At 43.8% G+C, this 16948-nt stretch carries 18 protein-coding genes; 3 read left to right on the forward strand and 15 right to left on the reverse strand.

Annotation, left to right across the window (positions count from 1 at the left end; all coding sequences use genetic code 11):
• Positions 1-192: 192 nt before the first annotated feature.
• Together MKX36_RS17040 and MKX36_RS17045 are read right to left on the reverse strand one after the other, a co-directional pair.
• Positions 193-723: a GNAT family N-acetyltransferase gene (locus MKX36_RS17040; RefSeq protein WP_107733244.1), complete on the reverse strand. Its 531-nt coding sequence runs from the start codon at positions 721-723 to the stop codon at positions 193-195.
• 106 nt (positions 724-829) lie between these two features.
• Positions 830-1234, reverse strand: a complete 405-nt coding sequence (locus MKX36_RS17045) for a VOC family protein (protein WP_017428234.1) — start codon at positions 1232-1234, stop codon at positions 830-832.
• Between the two features lie 309 nt (positions 1235-1543).
• Here MKX36_RS17045 and MKX36_RS17050 point away from each other — a divergent pair, with 309 nt between their 5' ends.
• On the forward strand, positions 1544-2707 hold the full coding sequence (locus tag MKX36_RS17050; protein ID WP_340865086.1) for an aminotransferase A: 1164 nt from the start codon (positions 1544-1546) through the stop codon (positions 2705-2707).
• Between the two features lie 440 nt (positions 2708-3147).
• Here the strand turns inward: MKX36_RS17050 and MKX36_RS17055 are convergent, their stop codons facing one another.
• From MKX36_RS17055 to MKX36_RS17085, 7 genes are all read right to left on the reverse strand, one after another.
• Entirely contained in the window at positions 3148-4221 is a 1074-nt protein-coding gene (locus MKX36_RS17055; RefSeq protein ID WP_016821690.1) for an ABC transporter substrate-binding protein, read from the reverse strand.
• Positions 4218-5039 carry an ABC transporter permease gene (locus MKX36_RS17060; protein WP_264216026.1) on the reverse strand — a complete coding sequence of 274 codons (822 nt, stop codon included), beginning with the start codon at positions 5037-5039 and terminating at the stop codon, positions 4218-4220. The genes MKX36_RS17055 and MKX36_RS17060 overlap by 4 nt, the downstream gene beginning before the upstream one ends.
• Complete coding sequence (locus MKX36_RS17065; RefSeq protein ID WP_016821692.1) at positions 5029-5841, reverse strand: ABC transporter permease; 813 nt, start codon at positions 5839-5841, stop codon at positions 5029-5031. Before MKX36_RS17065 ends, MKX36_RS17060 begins: the two co-directional genes overlap by 11 nt.
• On the reverse strand, positions 5831-6940 hold the full coding sequence (locus MKX36_RS17070) for an ABC transporter ATP-binding protein (RefSeq protein ID WP_016821693.1): 1110 nt from the start codon (positions 6938-6940) through the stop codon (positions 5831-5833). The genes MKX36_RS17065 and MKX36_RS17070 overlap by 11 nt, the downstream gene beginning before the upstream one ends.
• 75 nt (positions 6941-7015) lie before the next feature.
• Positions 7016-8152, reverse strand: coding sequence for an N-acetyldiaminopimelate deacetylase (locus tag MKX36_RS17075; RefSeq protein WP_025365425.1), 1137 nt, complete (start codon positions 8150-8152; stop codon positions 7016-7018).
• Positions 8153-8328: 176 nt separating this feature from the next.
• On the reverse strand, positions 8329-9042 hold the full coding sequence (gene dapD, locus MKX36_RS17080; protein ID WP_340865096.1) for a 2,3,4,5-tetrahydropyridine-2,6-dicarboxylate N-acetyltransferase: 714 nt from the start codon (positions 9040-9042) through the stop codon (positions 8329-8331).
• 212 nt (positions 9043-9254) lie between these two features.
• Positions 9255-10160: a hypothetical protein gene (locus MKX36_RS17085; RefSeq protein ID WP_242211169.1), complete on the reverse strand. Its 906-nt coding sequence runs from the start codon at positions 10158-10160 to the stop codon at positions 9255-9257.
• Positions 10161-10392: 232 nt separating this feature from the next.
• On the opposite strand from MKX36_RS17085, the gene MKX36_RS17090 reads away from it, so the two are divergent.
• Positions 10393-11337, forward strand: a complete 945-nt coding sequence (locus MKX36_RS17090; RefSeq protein WP_340865098.1) for a DMT family transporter — start codon at positions 10393-10395, stop codon at positions 11335-11337.
• 74 nt (positions 11338-11411) lie between these two features.
• Positions 11412-12275: a sulfurtransferase gene (locus MKX36_RS17095; protein ID WP_340865100.1), complete on the forward strand. Its 864-nt coding sequence runs from the start codon at positions 11412-11414 to the stop codon at positions 12273-12275.
• A 142-nt stretch (positions 12276-12417) separates the two neighbouring features.
• Here the strand turns inward: MKX36_RS17095 and MKX36_RS17100 are convergent, their stop codons facing one another.
• The 6 genes from MKX36_RS17100 to MKX36_RS17125 all read right to left on the reverse strand — a co-directional run bounded on the left by MKX36_RS17100 (position 12418) and on the right by MKX36_RS17125 (position 16907).
• A complete protein-coding gene (locus tag MKX36_RS17100; RefSeq protein ID WP_340865102.1) occupies positions 12418-13422 on the reverse strand; it encodes a phosphotransferase enzyme family protein in 1005 nt (334 codons plus the stop codon).
• Between the two features lie 36 nt (positions 13423-13458).
• Positions 13459-14058, reverse strand: a complete 600-nt coding sequence (locus tag MKX36_RS17105; protein ID WP_340865103.1) for a YdeI/OmpD-associated family protein — start codon at positions 14056-14058, stop codon at positions 13459-13461.
• 205 nt (positions 14059-14263) lie between these two features.
• Positions 14264-14524: a hypothetical protein gene (locus MKX36_RS17110; RefSeq protein ID WP_090889548.1), complete on the reverse strand. Its 261-nt coding sequence runs from the start codon at positions 14522-14524 to the stop codon at positions 14264-14266.
• A gap of 138 nt (positions 14525-14662) precedes the next feature.
• The gene (locus MKX36_RS17115; protein ID WP_340865106.1) at positions 14663-15286 is read right to left on the reverse strand and encodes a class I SAM-dependent methyltransferase; all 624 of its coding nucleotides are present in this window, start codon (positions 15284-15286) and stop codon (positions 14663-14665) included.
• Positions 15287-15307: 21 nt separating this feature from the next.
• Positions 15308-15763, reverse strand: coding sequence for a DinB family protein (locus MKX36_RS17120; protein ID WP_330720678.1), 456 nt, complete (start codon positions 15761-15763; stop codon positions 15308-15310).
• A 268-nt stretch (positions 15764-16031) separates the two neighbouring features.
• Positions 16032-16907 (reverse strand): class I SAM-dependent methyltransferase, encoded by an 876-nt coding sequence (locus MKX36_RS17125; protein ID WP_340865112.1) that lies wholly within the window; start codon positions 16905-16907, stop codon positions 16032-16034.
• Positions 16908-16948: the final 41 nt, after the last annotated feature.

Consider the following 16948-nt stretch of genomic DNA (forward strand, 5'->3'; position numbering starts at 1 on the left):
GATTCCTCCGCTGTGTTTGCTACGTTCTTCAATTCAGTACAGTCAAATGACATAAAAAGATCTTTTCTGATTTCCTCTTCATTATACGTTCCGATTCCCGTGCTTTACCAGTCGAATAAACGCGGAAAAAGGTTATGTAATCCTATGACAAGTTATGATTACCCGCAAATACCACGGTTATTCGGCAAATGCTCAGCTATGACTGGAATACGGATTTAATGGCTTATAATAATATCGAGTGGCGTGCAGCTGACCATCGGCTGATTGAGCGTAGTTCGGAATAACACCAGCTTCCACAAACCCGATCGACTCATATAATCTATTAGAAGGATCTCCCACCCGCGTATCCAGCACCAGTAGGGTTCTGTTATGACGCACTGCCTCTTCTTCGGCTGCCTTCATTAACTGTCGTGCGATCCCAAGCCTGCGTCCGGACGGATGCACCATAAGCTTTGCAATTTCTGCACGATGTGTAGCGTTCGCTTTTTGAGCCAACTGAAGCTGAACCGTCCCAACAGGTATTCCGTCCTTCTCGGCAATCCACAGAACTACACCGTCCTCAAGCACACTGTTCCAATAAGCTGCTGCCTCCTGATACCCCAGTGGCGGTAAGAAACCTATAGATGCACCATCAGCAACCACGTCGATCAACAGCCGGCTTAGTGAATCTGACAATACTTCGCTGAGCACTTGAACAGAGTATATTCTCACTTCGTTAGACATTGTAATTCCTCCTGATAAGTTCAATCACATGCAAGAAAGAAAGTAAACTATCCTTTTAGGATAGATTACTTTCCATGATACTTCGTTTGCTTAATCACCCTTACTTCTATGACTGCTCTGCCATATAAAAGAACTCCCATAGATGACCATCCAAATCCTGAAAACTCCAGCCATACATAAAACCATGATCTTGAGGCTCATTGGAGGGTTTGCCGCCTGCTTTCAAAGCTTTGTGGACGATCTCATCCACCTTTTCTCGGCTCTCCACCGATAGGGCAACAATCGCTTCTGTGCTTTTCGTGGCATCTGAAATTTCCTTGGAAGTGAACGCTTTAAAACGTTCTTCAACCAACAGCATGACAAAAATATGTTCACTAACAACCATGCAGGTTGCATGTTCATCCGTGAACTGAGCATTGAATTCAAATCCGATGGAAGTGAAAAAATCAATGGAGTGTTGCAGGTTTTTAACTGGTAAATTCACAAAAATTTGTTTAGCTGTTACTCCCACGACATCTCACCTCTTCATTCTATTATTCATTCTACTTTATCATACTACTTCCCCACAAAAGATAACTTAACTATCCTATAAAGTCAATCAATCTGACATTTATCTAGTTCTGTGATCGTTAAGTCAATTGGCTTTGATCACTCCCATTTCCCTTATGATTACGCTTACAAACATACCCTATATTTAAGATACCACAAATTAGCCAATTTAGTACCTGAATTATGTAAAATGAATTCTTCTTGCCGTAGCATAATCAGATCATATTATTGTAAACTTGTTCTAATACAGAAAAAGGTGGCATTACACACTATGGAGCATTTGCTTAACGATCAGGTTAAAAATATTCAAATCAGCGGCATCCGTAAAATCGCCAACAAAGTTGCCGCATTACCCGGAACGCTATCCTTAACGATTGGACAACCGGATTTCCCTACCCCTGCGCATATTATGGAAGCTGCCCATCGGGCGATTGATGAAGGTCGGACCACGTATACACCTAATCCGGGACTACCGGAATTACGCGAAGCCGCAGCAGCGTTTGTAGATCGCAAATACGGCCTGAATTACCGAGGACAGGATGAGGTTATCGTGACGAACGGAGCCAGTGAAGCGCTGGATATTACCCTGCGCACAATTTTGTCACCCGGAGACGAAGTCATTCTACCTGTGCCGATCTACCCAGGATATGAGCCATTGATCCGTTTGTCAGGTGGCATTCCCGTGTTGGCTGACACCCGCAACAGCGGCTTCAAGCTAACGGCCGAGGTACTAGAGCCTTATCTGACTGAGCGGACAAAAGCAGTCATTCTCGGGTATCCTTCGAATCCAACCGGACGAGTAATGAGCCGCGAAGAGCTGGAAGCAGTCGCAGATTTGCTCAAGGAACGCGATCTGTTTATCATTTCGGATGAAATATACAGCGAACTGATCTATGATACATCGCACGTATCTATTGCGACTCTTCCAGGTTTGCGGGAGCGCACCATCGTCATTAACGGACTGTCCAAATCACATTCCATGACAGGATGGCGCATTGGTTTTACACTTGCACCTGCTGAAATCACACAGCACATGGTCAAAGTGCATCAATACAACGTGACCTGTGCTAGCTCAATTAGCCAATATGCAGCACTAGAAGCCCTGACCGCTGGGGTGGATGATGCACTTCCGATGCGCGATGAGTACCGCAAACGTCGTGACTATGTACACGGAAGACTGGCTGATATGGGAATTCCACTGGAGAAGCCCGAAGGAGCCTTCTATCTCTTCCCTTCCATCGCCCATTTTGGATTAAGCTCGATGGACTTCACCTTGAAGCTGCTGGAAGAGCAAGGAGTGGCTGTCGTGCCGGGAGATGCCTTTTCTTCCTATGGGGAAGGCTACATTCGCTTATCTTACGCCTACGGACAGGATGTACTGGAGCAAGGGTTGAATAAAGTAGAGAGGTTTGTTAGAGGAATTGTGAGAGGTTAAGGTGGTTAGGGGCGCTACGCAGTCCATTTTATCTTCCAATCGCTGTTGCTGGGGGATTCTTTAATTGTATAAAGCATTTATAGGTAAGAATCCCTCAGCAAAGGCGAACGCTGCCGCTTCTCCAGATTCAATTGGCCCGCTTCGCGCGGTGAGTACACAAAAAAGGCCCTTGAACCACCTACGTTGGTGGTTCAAGGGCCTTTTCACTCTTCCCCTACTCCCTCACCGTCGGCGTGGGGGATTCATAGGTACGTGGCTTTAAGCACGGCGCAGCGGAGGGGGCGGAATGGTGCTGGACAAGCGAAGCGGTCGCCTTTAAATTCCGATTTTCACCTTTACATATTCAATCATAAAAATCGGAATTTAACAGCGATGGTAAGCACCATCCGCCTCCGCAGTGGCCTCTAAAGCACCATTCCCTGATCCACAACGCCACTCCCCTACTTTAAATGCATTTTGAATTGCAGGAACAATTCATTATAGTGAGCGAGCATTCGCTTACCCAGATTGTTGTATACTTCCAGCTTATCTGTAATTTCAGATGGAGGATAGAAACGCTCATCGCCAGAAATATCCTCAGGCAGCAATTTCTTTGCATCCTTGTTTGGCGTGGAGTAACCTACAAACTCGGCATTTTGAGCGGCTACATCGGGCTGCATCATAAAATTGATAAATTTATGAGCCGCGTCCACATGGGTGGCCGTTTTTGGAATAACTATATTATCGAACCACAGGTTGGACCCTTCATCTGGCACGACGTAATCCAGCTTATCATTCTGATCCATGATTTCGGAAGCATCACCGGACCATACAACTCCAGCAGCAGCTTCCTCGTTGGCCAGCAGCATTTTAATCTCATCGCCAACCACTGCCTTGACATTGGGTGCTAGCTTCTCCAGCTTCGTCAAAGCTTGCTGCAAATGCGCCTGGTTCGTATCATTCAAGGAATAGTGGAGACTGTTCAGCGACATGCCCATAATCTCCCTAGCTCCATCAACTAGCAACAGGTTATTACGCAGCTTCGGATCCCATAGGCCATCCCAGCTATGAAAATCAATGCCTTTCGTCAGCTCCGGGTTAAATACAATCCCGACTGTACCCCAAAAATACGGAACCGAATATTGGTTATTCGGATCAAACGAAAGGTTTAGATAATGAGCATCTACATGCTTCAAATTCGGCAGTTTGCTGTGGTCCAATGGGAGCAACAGATGCTCCTGCTTCATTTTAGCCAACGCATATTCCGAGGGAACCGCTACATCAAATGAAGTTCCCCCCTGCTCGATTTTCGTCAGCATCGCTTCATTGGAATCAAATGTTTGATAAATGACGGTAATGCCCGTCTCCTTCTGAAACCGTTCCAGCAGCTCAGGATCAATGTAGTCTCCCCAGTTGTACACCGTCAGTGTGTTACCACCGGAGTAGCCTTGGCTGGAGTTCAGCCACGCTGCCACGCCCATCAGGCCAAACGAGATAATGAAAATGGACAGAAACACGCGCACAAGCGACTTCATCTAGGCACCCCCATTTCCGCCGCAGGCTCTTTTTTACCATTACGATTCGCCTTGCGCATGATAAAGTAGTAGCCCACCACCAGCAGCACAGTAAACAGGAATATGAGCGTGGACAGCGCATTGATGGACAAGGAAACCCCTTGACGGGCACGTGAGTATATTTCCACTGATAAGGTCGAATAGCCACTGCCAGTCACAAAAAAGGTCACCGCAAAATCATCCAGCGAGTACGTTAACGCCATAAAAAAGCCTGCATAAATTCCTGGCTTAATAAAGGGCAAAATCACCTTGGTTAGCACATCCAGCCGGCTGGCACCCAAATCACGCGCGGCATCGACCAGAGATGGACTCATTTCCTGAAGCCGTGGCAAAATCATAATGACCGCAATCGGCACACTAAACGCAACATGGGATAACAAAACGGAGTAAAAACCCAGCTTAATTCCAACCATCGTGAACAAAATGAGAAAGGAAGCGCCAATAATGACGTCCGGGTTCACGATTAGTACATTGTTGAGCGACAGCAGCGTATTTTTGACTCGACGGTTCTGCATCTGATGAATAGCCAGCGCACCCATGATACCAATTATCGTAGCCAACGCAGACGACAGCAAAGCAATCACCAAAGTGTTAATGACAATAATGATCAACCGGGTGTCTGCGAACACCTCTTTGTAATATTGAAGTGTAAAGCCTTCAAACTCGTGCATGGTACCGCCGCTGTTGAAGGAATAGTACATCAAATACAAGATAGGTGCATACAACACGAGAAAAACAATCACCAAATAAATATTTCCGAATCGGTTTTTATTTGCCATGCCGCACCCTCCGTTTCGTTCGCGAGGTGAGCAGCATAATGATCGCCATCGCCAAAATCAGGAACACAGCAACTGTAGAGCCCATACCCCAGTCCTGAGTAACTAGAAAATGCTGCTCTATCGCCGTTCCCAGCGTAATCACACGGTTACCCGCAATCAGACGGGTAATCATAAACAGCGACAGCGCTGGAATAAACACAGCCATGCAACCGGATCGCACACCCGAAAGTGTTAACGGGAAAATAACCCTGCGAAACGCGGTCCATTTGGAGGCTCCCAAATCACGGGCTGCGTCCAGCAGTGAAGGATTCAAGCCTTCCAACGCATTATAGATGGGTAAAATCATAAAAGGCACAAAAATATAAACAGATACAAACACAAAGCTGGAGCTGGTAAACAATATTTGCTGACCACCCAACCCAACCATTCCTAGCACCGCATTCACCGGACCATAGGTTCCGAAAATGCCAATAAAAGCATACGTTTTGAGCAACAAGTTAATCCAGGTTGGCAAAATAATGAGCAACAGCCACAGCTGCTTATGCTTGGTGCGAGTAAGTAAATAGGCCGCCGGATACGCCACGAGCAGTGAACATACCGTAATCAGAAATGCATACCAAAACGAGCTAAGCGTCATGCTTAAGTAAACAGGTGTCAGAAACTGAGCGTAGTTGCTGAATGTGAGATGACCATCCACATCAAACAGTGAATAGTAAAATACAAGGACAACTGGCGCCGCCACGAACAGCACAATCCATAAATAGTAAGGCAGCAGATACGCTGCTCTTGTATTACCGGACATGCTGATCCACCTCTTCATAGGCTTCCAGACGTCGATCAAATTCTTCCTCTGTCTCCCCAAAGCGCATGACATGAATGGCTTCCGGGTCAAATTTCAGGCCGATTTCACTTCCCAGCTCCGCCTTTTTGGTAGAATGCACGAGCCATTCCTGTCCTGAATCATCATAGCAGCTTATTTCATAGTGAACACCACGGAACAATTGAGTATCCACCTTTACCCGCAGCTTGCCTTCAGCAACACTCGTAATCTCCAAATCCTCGGGCCGGATCACAATTTCAATCGGTTCGTTCGGACGCAATCCTCCGTCAACACATTCAAACTGTCGACCGTTAAATTCCACTTGATAATCCGCGATCATACGTCCAGGAACAATATTCGATTCGCCGATAAAGTCAGCCACAAATCGATTAATCGGCTCATCATAGATATCATTTGGCGTGCCGCTCTGCTCAATCTTGCCTTTGTTCATGACAAAAATTTCGTCTGACATGGCCAGCGCTTCCTCCTGATCATGCGTAACGAATATAAAAGTGATTCCCAGGCGCTGCTGCATTTCACGCAAAATATACTGCATTTCTGTCCGCAGCTTTAAATCCAGTGCCGACAAAGGTTCATCCAGTAAGAGAACATCAGGCTCATTGACGATAGCCCGTGCAATCGCTACACGCTGACGCTGCCCCCCGGACATCTCGGAAATTTCCCGTTCACCGTAGCCTTCCAGATTGACAAAGGACAACGCCTGTGTCACCTTTTCCTGAATGTCCTTTTTGTTCATCTTTTTGATTCGCAGACCAAAGGCGACATTTTCAAACACGTTCAGATGTGGAAATAGCGCATAATCCTGAAAAACCGTATTGACCTGCCGCTCATTGGCCGGAACACGATTAATGAGTTTATCATTCAAATAAATAGAGCCTTCTGTCGGCTCTGCAAAACCTGCAATCATACGCAAAATTGTCGTTTTACCACAACCGGAAGGGCCCAGCAGTGTATAAAACTTACCACGCTCAATCTCAAAGCTGACATCCGCCAGCACTGGGGGATCGTTGTCATATTGTTTGGTCACCCGCTCAAATCGGATGATGGTTTGCTCTCCCATAACACCCTCCTTCAAAAATTCGACTTCATTCCATTACATTCTCTTCATTAAACATAATTATTCAGACCGTATCATTCACCCTTGAGACTTCCATGTAAAATAGTCTGTCAGCACGCGGATGGCTACCTCAATGGCTTCCTCTGCAGGCTCCAGCTTGGCATGATGCAAGCCATAAGGCGTATCCACGCCAAGCCAGAACATCAGACCGGGAATTCGCTCCAGGAAATACCCGAAGTCCTCTCCCGTCATCGCTTCTCCGCATTCAACAAGCTGCACATCCTGCCGATTACTAACCCATTTCATGAATTCCTCAGTCACCTTGGCTTCATTGTACACTTGCAAATAATTGGAGCCATAATGAATCTCCGCTTGACATTCAAACCCAGCTTCCACACCGCGCACCAGCGCCTCAATCCGCGATTTAACCAGCGTCATCGTATCGGCAGACAGCGTACGGATTGTACCTTCCAAACGAGCGGTTTCCGCAATAATGTTCTGCTTCGTGCCTCCACTAACCTTGCCAACGGTAATGACTGCTGCATCCAGTGGGTTCACGTTACGGGCTACCACCGTCTGTAATTGCCCTACCAGCTGGCAAGCAGCTACTACCATATCATTCGCCTTGTGTGGATAAGCAGCATGTCCGCCCGTACCCTTGAGATCGATGAAAAGCTCTGATGTATTGGCAAACAGGATACCCGGGCGAGTAGCAATTGTGCCTACAGGATATTCTGGTGCAACATGCAATGCGACAATTTCATCCGGCATCCAGTCGGCCAGCTCCGTGCTGTCCCGCATAGGCAAGGCTCCACCAGGTCCTTCCTCCGCAGGTTGAAACAACACGACCAGATCATCCTTCATCGGATGACTCGCAAAGTGAGTCACAATTCCCAATCCAATCGTCATATGTAAGTCGTGTCCACAAGCATGCATGTAGCCGGGATGAGTCGAACGGAAATCGTAACCCGTCTCTTCCTCGATGGGTAAACCATCCATATCACAACGATATCCATAGCGGCGCTTAGGAGCCGTTCCATGAATGAATACTAACACGCCCGTACGCCATGTACGAATCTCCAGCCGCTCCTGAGGGAGCGTTTCCAAGTAGTTCAGCAAGTATCGTTGTGTTTTATATTCCTCAAATCCTGGTTCGGGAATTTGATGCAGATCCCTTCGTATTTGAACAAAAGAACGATAATCGGCCGTACTCATTTTACGCCTCCTCTTTATAGCTCATCAGCTCTTACCTGGCAAAAGAACAAAAGGACAAAAGCCCGGCGCAGCCGCCGAGCCTTGTCCGTTGTGCTTCGTCCCTAAGTTATGCTGTCAGTGCATCATGCTCCTGACAAGGAATCGTTCACCTTTGGTACATAAAAAACTTTGCCTTCTTACAGAACGCGCAGTTCTTTCAAAATCTCAGTTTTGGATTTGGTCTTGTCATCGACCTGTTTGATTACACGTGCAGGTGTACCCGCTACTACGGAGTATGGAGGCACATCTTCAGTTACAACCGCTCCGGCTGCGACAACTGCACCTTTACCAATGCGTACGCCTTCCAGTACAACCGAGTTCGCACCGATCAATACTTCGTCTTCTACGATTACAGGCTGTGCGGATGGTGGCTCAATGACACCTGCAAGGACAACGCCTGCACCGATGTGGCACATGTTGCCTACTTTAACACGACCGCCAAGTACAGCATTCATATCAATCATGGTGCCTTCACCAATCGTAACGCCAATGTTAATCACTGCACCCATCATAATGACTGCGTTGTTACCGATGCCTACCATATCGCGGATATAGGCGCCTGGCTCAATGCGTGCATTAATGCCTTTCAGATCCAGCATAGGAACAGCGGAGTTACGGCGGTCATTTTCCACCACATAATCTTCTTCTTTCGCGTTTGCGCTATCCAGTACCGGCTTGATATCGGCCCAATCACCAAATACCACACCGCTGTCTCCAGAAATAAAAGCTTGAACGTTCTCGCCAAAAGATGCGGAAGCCAAAACCCCTTTTACATATACTTTAACAGGCGTCTTTTTCTTGCTGTTTTTAATCACGTTGATGACTTCTTGTGTATTCATTTCGATGGACATATTAAATCTAACAACTCCTTCATCGCTTCATACGACTTCGCAAGCCGGAATGATCTTATTCTCTCATCCTTTATAGCACAAAAGTGCAGGTCTCGCAATTACAGATTAGACCCTCGAAGCGCTAACCTAGTACCTGAAACAACAAATTTCAGCAGTTTAACTGCCTTAAATTCATAATTATAGGCCAGCGTCCATCTGACTTTATATTAGGATTATTTATTAGCTTGCAGGCTCTCCAGCGATGTATAAATGAAGGATTCAAATCCTTCAGCAGGCTCCCCTTGTGGAATATTCACTTTCACGCTGAAAGCGCCCGTAGTATTTTCCACAACAATATACTGTTGTGTAATCTTCGAACCGTTCGCTTGCAAGAACAGACGGCTGCTGGTCAGCGCTTTAGGCACGTCTGCTTTGTCCAGCTTTTGCACCTTGCCAATGGAAGCCAACTCCTTCTCGCCTTCTTTTTGAAGCTCATCTAAATTAAAGTTGGAGGGCAACTTCGTAATTTCGGCGTAGTAGTTATCATCCACCGCTAAGGCGACACGGTTTTGATCTGGGAACAGGGACATCGGATCAAACACATACAGCGAATAGCCCTCTCCCTTTGCCAAGGTTGCTGTCTGCTTTTCCTTTTTCCCTTCAAGGGTAAGCTCAAAAGTTTGAGTTTTCGCGCGTTCCCCGCCTACTTGTTGACCAGAACTTCCGTTTTGATTGCCATCTGTTGCAGCCTCTGTCTTTTGTATTTTCGTTAAAGTCAGTTGCTTCGCTGTCGCGTCGCCCTCTACTGTTTTTTCGTTATATTCAAACGCTACTGGATCACCTTCTTTAAGTCCAGCTATTACCGTATCCATCCCCTCCCCTAATTGGAAGGATTGGGCTTCGCCGTTGGTTTCAATCTCTACCGTATGTGGGTCAGCAGCTCCGTTGTATACGCCTGTGCCTTTTTTAACCTGCGGTTCAGCAACCGGCTCTGGTGCGACTTGCGGCTGTTGCGTTTGCGGTTGGTCTGCCCCTGAAGGTGCATTGTTATTGGTTTGCGGTTTCGTACCACAGGCTGATAGAGCCAGCACTGCCACGACAGTCAGTAGTATGATTGAAAATGTGTTATGTTTCTTCATAAAATCCACCTCCACTATGTTAGACGAGCTTGTGCAGCAAAAGTTCTATGCAGCATCTCACTTAAAATCCTCCCTCTCGCTCCCGTTGATTATATTCTCAGTATTTTGCAAAATCCTAATACCATGGGAATGCCAGGTACGGTATAATGAGCTATATTAAACCTCATTTTCGAGATACCGTTAGAAAGAATTTTAACGTATTTATTTTCTTTCATACGGATGGAGCTGCCACATGAATCAAGCACACAAACCGTCGTTTTCCTTTGAATTATTGTACATCATAGGTATTATCGCTATTTCGTTCTCCTCGATATTCGTCAGATGGTCTGAAGCCGAGGTGTCCGTCATCGCTATGTACCGTCTGTACCTGACCAATCTTCTGATGCTGCCATTGGTCTGGAAATACCGCACCGAGCTATTCAGCCTCACTCGCAAGCAATGGATGCTGATCCTCTGGTCCGGAATCGCGCTAGGGCTGCATTTCTTGCTGTGGATGGGCTCGCTGCGACTGACCACCGTTGCAAGCTCTACTGTTATTATGACATTGGAACCGATCCTTGTCATGCTCGGTTCTTTTTTGTTTTTCCGGACAGGCACGAATCGCGCTATGCTCTTCGGAATGGGTATGGCCTTTGTCGGCTCACTGGCCATCGGCGCAGGGGATTTTCATGTCTCAGGACAAGCTCTGCTCGGAGATGCACTGTCCTTCTTGGGCATGATCGCCGTGTCCATCCACATGCTATTGGGCAAGCATCTACGCGAGCATTTGAGCGCTTTTGTCTATAACTTTTGGGTTTTTATCATCGCAGCCACATCGCTTGCGCTGTATAATGTGGTCAATGCTATACCTTTTACTGGATATGCGCCACGGGAATGGGGGCTGTTCCTGCTGCTTGCCATAGTGCCTACGCTGTTCGGACATTACCTGTTTAACTGGCTGCTCAAATACATAAACGCCACCGCGGTGTCGATGGCGGTACTCGGTGAGCCTGTTATTTCTTCCCTGCTGGCATGGGTGCTGCTCGGGGAAAGGCTGTCTGCCTTGCAGTTTGGTGCAGGCTTTTTCATTCTGTTTGGAGTATGGGTTTTCATCCGATACGGAACGGATTTTAAAAAGCAAGTTGTCCACCAAAGTGAAATGCCTGACAATGAGCACCCCCTGAAGGTTAGCTCTTAGCTTATTACCCCATTTTCATAAACCATACTCAATGGATTAAATTTGCTGTTAAAAAAAGGAAGGCGGAATCCTCTATGAAATCCATCGTATCTAAGCGCTGGCTGTTGGCCCGATTGTATGAACCCGACATAATCATTGCCGACTGCCGTTCCGTGCTCGGACAAGCCGGGGCTGGACGGACCAAATTTAATGAAGACCACATTCCTGGGGCGATTCACTTCGATTTGGAAGAAGACCTTACCGCTCCTCTAGGCGAGCATGGTGGTCGCCATCCACTACCTGATGTAGATACACTTGCTGCACGTCTGAGCCGTGCCGGGATCAATGCAGGTTCACGCATCGTCGCTTATGATGACCAAGGGGGGATGATGGCCTCCCGCTTCTGGTGGCTGCTGCGCTACCTTGGTCATGAGCAGGTATACGTGCTGGAAGAAAGCTACAGCGCTTGGAAGGAAGCAAAATTCCCCGTTACGGCAGACCAGCCGATTCGCATTCCCTCGACCTTTGTGGCAAATATTCAGCCACAAATGCTCACAAGTATGAAAGAAGTACAACGTATATCCGAAGCTTCTGTTCCTGTTGGCTCCTATATCGGGTTTTCACCTATATTGATCGACTCCAGAGAGCGGCCACGCTACCTGGGACTGGAAGAGCCTATAGATCAAGCAGCGGGGCATATCCCCGGTGCGGTGAATTTCTTCTGGAAAGAGGTCTTGGACGAAAAGGGTGCATTTAAAAATGCAGAGCAGTTGAAACAGCATTTTTCTGATCTTGATCAGGACGCTGAGATCATCGTATATTGCGGATCAGGCGTATCCGCCTGCCCGAATGTTCTGGCCTTGAATGAGGCAGGATTTAGTAATGTGAGACTCTATCCAGGAAGCTGGAGCGATTGGATCAGCTATGAGGAAAATCCGGTGGCGACCGGGGAGGAATAATCCGTTTTTAACGGATATAAAGGTTTTAAAGACAAACCCACTGCCTTAAGCGGTTAGACTCATGGCAGTGGGTTTGCTTTATTTATGTAAAGGATCTCTAGGTTTTTTTCGGAATATAGTTATCATTAGCTTTGCATACTAATTAAAATATAGGGTTTAATTCCAACCACTTTTGAAGCAGTTTAATATCTTCATCTACATTTCTGATGACAGCAGAGTCTCCCCAAGTATTTGGAAGATAAGAAATGTATAGAGTGCCAATATTAAAAATTCTTCTGAAGGGAATAAAGAGGGTAATAGAATCTACTTCACTTTGGCTCATAGCTCTAACCTTGTTATATCCATTTAAGAATTGATATTTTCGTTCTTCTCTCTTTTTTAATTTCGTTTCGTCACATCCCATGCCAAATGGGAAAGCATACATAGATATGTCATATGCTCTCCATCCATTTCCACAGAAATCAAAATCAAAAAGGATAGGATTGCTGTTAGCGTCAACTCGGATATTCCCACTATATATGTCGCCGTGACATATACCATATTGCGGTCTTTCAACAGTTAAATACTCTAGTTTATCGCTCACATTCTTTGCAACTTCCTCTAAAAAATGCAGGTCAAAATCATGAATGGTTGAGAACTGTCTGATAGCATCCATAGAATTATCTATAAATGAGGCAGCATCTAGATTCCATCGTTTTTTTCCAAGCTCACATTTGTCCCAAGCATTATGAATTGTAGCGATATAACTACCTAATCTCTCGTTTAATTCAGCCGTTTCCGCAATTTGATTAAACTCAAGTTTTCCAACAGACGTATATAGCACTCCATACCTTATCCCATTTGCAGTGTTGAACTGTGAAATAAATTTTCCATCATGTCTTGTAACTGGTGTAGTGATTTTAATGTCTGATAATTTTAGGTGATTGAGCAAATCTACCTCTGCTTGTATTTCTTCCATGCTTCTGATCCCTTGACGGTATACCTTAAAGAAATACTCTTTTTCGTCTGCATTAACTCTATATATGTCATGTATGCCTCTATAAAATAACCGGCATTTAAGTAAGCCATAAGAAAAATATTCTCTTGAAATGTACTCACGAAGTGCATCGGCAGATAGTACAGATACCTCCAACGGAAAAAAATCCAAATGAATATCTCCCTTCAATTTTATTTCTCATCGAATTTATCGATCATTTAATCCCTTTCCATTGAGAATGTCCTGCATACATTTTTCAACCCTCGACTCCCGAGTTTTAGATTGTTTGGGCGCAGAAAAATGCATAATGTATGCTCTTTGTCGTCCCGGCGTCAATGCAGCAAAAGCAGTTTTCAAAGCAGGATTTTCATCTAATTTAGCTTGGAATTCTTCAGGAAAAATAAGTTCTGTATTCTTTTTAAAATCCACTTTCAAACCGGCTTTTTCCACTTCAACGGCTTCAATAATATAGGCTTTCAAGATGGTTTCCATCTCAACAATTTCTTCAACATTCGTGAACCGAATCTGGCGCCCTGCCTGCGTATCCTCCCCAGGTTTGATTAGAATACCATTGGGGTCTTTTAACAAAGCACCTTTGAAAAACATAAGCGCACAGTGTTCTTTAAAGCCTTGTATTATAGCTATGTTACTATTCTGAAACATGTAACAAGGTTTACCCCACTTCAGTTCTTCAGTGAGCTGGCAGTCAAGCATGATTGCTCTCAACTTCTCCATTTCCGCCTTCCATTTGTTCACTTTTCCTAAATACACATCAACCTTAGGATTCATTTCTTCTCTATTTGTCATGTTAGCTCCCCATTTATTTGTTTTTGCTCATCATGTTTATGTATATATATTTACAGAAAATCGATTTTCGATACGAATACAGAAGAAATCACGATATCAAGGGCAAAGCCGTAGCGTATATTTTTTATTATACGAATTCAGTCAATCGAAGAATAGCCGTCACATTGCTATATTTATTATATGTTCACCTCATCCCACCTATAAATTACATAACCCAAACTTCTTCGTTCACTTCTCTTGTCTTTATTTTCTCACTCCAACTCATTATTCTTGAGAATTCTACCGCACCCAATACTCCCCATAGCAATGGAAAGACTAGAAATATGGCATTTACTAGAGACAACAATATTCCCATCCCTACATCATCCATTGTTCTTATTGATTTAAAACAAATGTGCACCACTAGTGTCAGACTAAATAATCCCAAGCCTATAATACTTACTATTGGTTTGTCTTGCATTCTCATTTTTTTATTCCCTTCGGTTCCAATTACATATAACGATCTGTATGCACGATGTCCTAGCGTTTAAGGACTAACAGTCCGGCTGCCACTTGCGGCAGTTAAGCGGTAGGGTGTGTCTGTTGAATTACTTCCCCGAAATGGCTAATCAATATTTTGAACAACTATATATCTTAATTTATATTCTTGTTGTTTTTCTGCATGTGTCAGATATTCTTTTATGGAACCAGTTTCTAATATATTCAAATCATTAAAATGTTCAATTAAATTTTTTTCAGTAAAGAAGTGAGCATATTTCCCTTTCTTGTATTCATATGTTCCTTCCTCAACTTTTCTACCCACGCCATTATTAAAATCGCGATCAGAAAAACACGTAAAAAACATCACCCCCTGTTCCTTCAAATGCATCACACAATTCTGTATCAGTTTTTTTCGGTCTTCCAACAAAAATAAATGTAATAAATCATAACAATATATGCCGTCATACCTTTTGCTTGTACGAAACTCTAACACCGATTCTCGAATAAAATTCGTTTTTAAATCCCATTCTTTTGCTAGATCTATAGCTGAACTAGATATCTCAATTCCATCAACCTGAAAACAAGAAGAGAGCATCTTAGTATTTCTCCCATATCCAGCACCAGGAACCAATATATGATGTGCATTATTCTTTTTGAACAAATCTATAGCTTGCGTTACAGTTTGACTTGGTTCACAACCCCAAATCATTCCTTCTTCAGCAAACCTTTTGTTCCAATAATCTCTCATATTATTCACCTGCCTATATACTCACATAGCTCTTCTTTTAAGCTCATCAATCTGTCTTATATGATGTTGATCATGCCAGATAAAATCTCTTAGATAAGATATTACAGTAAACTTCCCGTCAGCATATTCTTTAGTAAACTTATCATCTTCCAAACTCTCTATGCTCTGCAATATCATGTTACGGTACTGAATAGTCATTTCAATTAATTCTTCCTTCGTTTTTGTTTTCCCATATTCAACAGCATCCTGATTAAATTGATTAAAATCAATATGTGTTAATGTCAAAGGCGTATTGTTTAATATCGGATGTATGGCTGCTTCATAAAAGTATTTATCCCACAGCAGTATATGACTTACGATATCGTGAACTGACCATTTATCTTCGGCAATCTTTATTTGCCAATCCATTTCACGAATCTCAGAAACAAAACATATCCATTCCTTGAACTCCTCTAGTAACTGCGACTTTTCATTCATGGTTTCCACACCCCCTCTTTTCAGATTTGCGTTAGTTAGAATAACGTATTTGTATTCATGAACCCCAAAAGTGGGGTTTGCTAAAAATCTTTTTTATGAATTCTATAATGATTATATCTTCCAGCATCTATTTCTATCTCGCCTACAAACTTAAAATTACTTTTTTTGAATAACTCTATCGCCTTTTATGCCCGAAGGATAATAGGCTATACGTGTGCATAGCGCTTCACCTTTGATTGTATTGGTATTATAATGATTTGCACTAATTTCATTTAACTGTACCAAAAGAAATCTTCATATTAGGCGCATATACTAACCAAGATTTATCACTGAACTCTTTAGAAAAAGTTGCTTCTGCTTCATATTGTTTTTGAGCTTCCATTTCGTTTAATCCTCTGGCCAATAAATTTTTGAGTACCTCTGAAATATCATTAGGTTCTTGTCCCAAGCCTTCTTCTTTCAAAGAACTATAAAGCATGTTTTTACTTTCCGTGTCCATGTTCTGATCAAGAAAGTTCACCTTATCGCTAACCCTACACCCTACATTTCTTAAGCCTAGCTGGCTTAGCATGATCGGTATTTGGATGCCTATATTTCCGTCCTTAGCCGTACGCTTATGATCTCTCTCATATAACTCCTGTAGAATCCCTAACCGGATGACATCGCTTTGTTCAATTCCGTCTAGATAATAATTCGCCATATTACCAATCCAATGTGGTTCAAAACAGATAACCATTCCATTATCCTGAACACAATCAAGCATCTTTTGTAGAATACTCTTTGGATTTGGCATATGTAATAAAAAAGCATGACTGACTGCTATGTCATACTTCTTTTCTAATTCCACTTTTTCAATAGCACACTCTATAAATTCAGCATTATAAGAGAGTTTCGAAAATATTTCATTGGCTTGCTTTATTAATTCCATGCCTTTGTCAATGCCAGTATATGTTGATCCATTTGGTAGCAATGGAAGAAGCTTTAGTCCCAAATATCCAAATCCGCATCCATAATCTACGATCTTTACAGGTTTATTTATCTTCCACACCTTTTGTATAAGAAATTCCAAATAATCATCGTTATAGTACAACCAGCGGGTACTTCTTAGGTAATCAATTTTATTGTCCCAGTAGTATTCAGACATAAAAATCCCCCTTGTTATTTAATTACGTCGCTTCTCCCATA

Source organism: Paenibacillus sp. FSL W8-0439 (assembly GCF_038008995.1).
GTDB classification, from domain to species: domain Bacteria; phylum Bacillota; class Bacilli; order Paenibacillales; family Paenibacillaceae; genus Paenibacillus; species Paenibacillus polymyxa.

Excerpts from the sequence above, each read along its gene's own strand:
- MKX36_RS17040 (WP_107733244.1), bottom strand. The coding sequence starts at position 723 with ATGTCTAACGAAGTGAGAATATACTCTGTTCAAGTGCTCAGCGAAGTA.
- MKX36_RS17050 (WP_340865086.1), top strand. The coding sequence starts at position 1,544 with ATGGAGCATTTGCTTAACGATCAGGTTAAAAATATTCAAATCAGCGGC.
- MKX36_RS17055 (WP_016821690.1), bottom strand. The coding sequence starts at position 4,221 with ATGAAGTCGCTTGTGCGCGTGTTTCTGTCCATTTTCATTATCTCGTTT.
- MKX36_RS17060 (WP_264216026.1), bottom strand. The coding sequence starts at position 5,039 with ATGGCAAATAAAAACCGATTCGGAAATATTTATTTGGTGATTGTTTTT.
- MKX36_RS17065 (WP_016821692.1), bottom strand. The coding sequence starts at position 5,841 with ATGTCCGGTAATACAAGAGCAGCGTATCTGCTGCCTTACTATTTATGG.
- MKX36_RS17070 (WP_016821693.1), bottom strand. The coding sequence starts at position 6,940 with ATGGGAGAGCAAACCATCATCCGATTTGAGCGGGTGACCAAACAATAT.
- MKX36_RS17075 (WP_025365425.1), bottom strand. The coding sequence starts at position 8,152 with ATGAGTACGGCCGATTATCGTTCTTTTGTTCAAATACGAAGGGATCTG.
- dapD (WP_340865096.1), bottom strand. The coding sequence starts at position 9,042 with ATGTCCATCGAAATGAATACACAAGAAGTCATCAACGTGATTAAAAAC.
- MKX36_RS17085 (WP_242211169.1), bottom strand. The coding sequence starts at position 10,160 with ATGAAGAAACATAACACATTTTCAATCATACTACTGACTGTCGTGGCA.
- MKX36_RS17090 (WP_340865098.1), top strand. The coding sequence starts at position 10,393 with ATGAATCAAGCACACAAACCGTCGTTTTCCTTTGAATTATTGTACATC.
- MKX36_RS17095 (WP_340865100.1), top strand. The coding sequence starts at position 11,412 with ATGAAATCCATCGTATCTAAGCGCTGGCTGTTGGCCCGATTGTATGAA.
- MKX36_RS17105 (WP_340865103.1), bottom strand. The coding sequence starts at position 14,058 with ATGACAAATAGAGAAGAAATGAATCCTAAGGTTGATGTGTATTTAGGA.
- MKX36_RS17110 (WP_090889548.1), bottom strand. The coding sequence starts at position 14,524 with ATGAGAATGCAAGACAAACCAATAGTAAGTATTATAGGCTTGGGATTA.
- MKX36_RS17115 (WP_340865106.1), bottom strand. The coding sequence starts at position 15,286 with ATGAGAGATTATTGGAACAAAAGGTTTGCTGAAGAAGGAATGATTTGG.
- MKX36_RS17120 (WP_330720678.1), bottom strand. The coding sequence starts at position 15,763 with ATGAATGAAAAGTCGCAGTTACTAGAGGAGTTCAAGGAATGGATATGT.
- MKX36_RS17125 (WP_340865112.1), bottom strand. The coding sequence starts at position 16,907 with ATGTCTGAATACTACTGGGACAATAAAATTGATTACCTAAGAAGTACC.